Annotated in this window: 1 protein-coding gene; it reads left to right on the top strand. The window is 28.2% G+C overall.

Going from position 1 to position 1754, the window contains the following annotated elements; all coding sequences use genetic code 11:
• The coding region (locus tag AJN70_RS05635; protein WP_070295584.1) for a motility associated factor glycosyltransferase family protein at nt 1–1754 on the top strand (1754 nt) is incomplete at both ends.

Raw genomic sequence — 1754 nt, 5'->3', positions numbered from 1 at the left:
TGGGGTAAATGAACCCTTAGGAAATAAACTTTTAAATTTCATACAAAATAAAACTTGTTCTCGTTTTAATATAGATGAAAATTTAAATATCTATGATAAAACTCATAATGTTTTTATGTATGAAAATTTAGAAGAAGAATTAAATTTTTTCTATCAAAGTATTTTAGAAAAAACTCCTAGATATCCTTTTGTATGTATTTATGGTATAGGCAATGCTTTACTGATTAAAAATTTAGCTAAACACTATAAACATCTGTTTGTATTTGAAAGCGAAATAGAACTTTTTATCCTAGCTTTAAGTACACTGGATTTGAGTGTAGAGCTAAAAACTTATCAAGTGATATTGTTTGATGCAGTAGCAAAGGATGTGGAAATTCATATTGCTATGTTTTTTGATCAGCAAAGTATTTTAGAGTATTTAAGTTTATATGAAATGTTTTTCAGTTCGCATTATTATCTTAAATACTATGAAGCTTCTATTTTATCTCTAAATGAACTTTGCATTAAAAGTGCAAGTGTAGCAATAAGAAATGCAGAAATTTCTTGCATTTTACCTTTATTGACTCATGAATATATGATTCAAAACATCCCTTCCATGCTTGAAAGCATTCCTTTTCAAAGAATCTTAAGTGAAAGAAAAAACAAATTCGAAAATGCTATAGTAGTTTCTGCAGGACCTAGTTTAGCTAAACAACTTCCTTTACTTAAAGCTTATCAAGATAAAGCAGTGATTTTTTGTGCTGATGGGGCTTTGAGTATGCTTGAGAAAAAAGGCATAGTGCCTGATTATGTTACGAATTTAGATTTTACTGATCTAGCAATGAAATTTTTTCAAAATAAAGAAAATTTAAAACAAAGCATTATCGCTCTTGAGTGTGCCACACATCCTAATGTCGTGCGTAGTTTAAAGGCTGAAAATTGTATGATTATTTTAAGAAATAAAGCTTTATACCAACGCTTCAATCTTAATGACTTTGGCTATATTGATACAGGTACTCATGTAAGTCATTTTTCTTATACTTTAGCTTTAGCTTTAGGATTTAAAAATATCATCATGATAGGACAAGATTTAGCCTTTGATGAAGAAGGAAATTCACACTCAAAAGGTTTTGATTTTGGGGAGAAATTTAGCGGTGAAGAAAATATAGACAAACTTAAAGTCCCCGCCTATGCAGGTAAAGGTGAAGTTTTAACTCATATAACTTGGAATGATTATCGCATAAAACTTGAATATCTTTTTGCTTGCAATGATCAAAAGGCTAAATTTTACAATGCTACTGAAGGTGGAGCAAGAATTAATTTTGCTGAAGAACTTTCCTTTAAAGAATGTTGTGAAAAACTCCTTACAAAAGAAAAACCTAAATTTGAACTTCCAAAAAGTTTAACTAAAAATAGAAGTGATAAACTCCTAGTTAAATTCAAAGAAAAAATACAAAAAGATCAAGATAATGCTAAAAGATTTTTAAATGATGCTTTAGCTTTAAAACAAATTTTAGAAAATATACTCAGTAAAGATTTTATTTTACCTTTGGAATTTTTAGAAAAAGTTTATCAAAATATAGAAAATTTCAATCACTCTTTAGATGAAGATGAGTTTATACAGGATGAAGTTTTAAGAGGAGCCTTTGCTTATCGTGGAAAAATGATTGCTGATGTATTAAAACTTCATATACAAAATAAAACGCATTTTATCACAGCCTATATCAAAGCTTACCATGAATGGTTGCTTTATTTTATAGAAAAGTTAGAACAAA

Origin of the sequence: Campylobacter sp. BCW_4341, assembly GCF_001764255.1 — a bacterium.
GTDB lineage: Bacteria > Campylobacterota > Campylobacteria > Campylobacterales > Campylobacteraceae > Campylobacter_D > Campylobacter_D jejuni.
The sequence above is the reverse complement of the archived record's forward strand: the minus strand, read 5'-3'. Positions and strand labels throughout refer to the sequence as shown.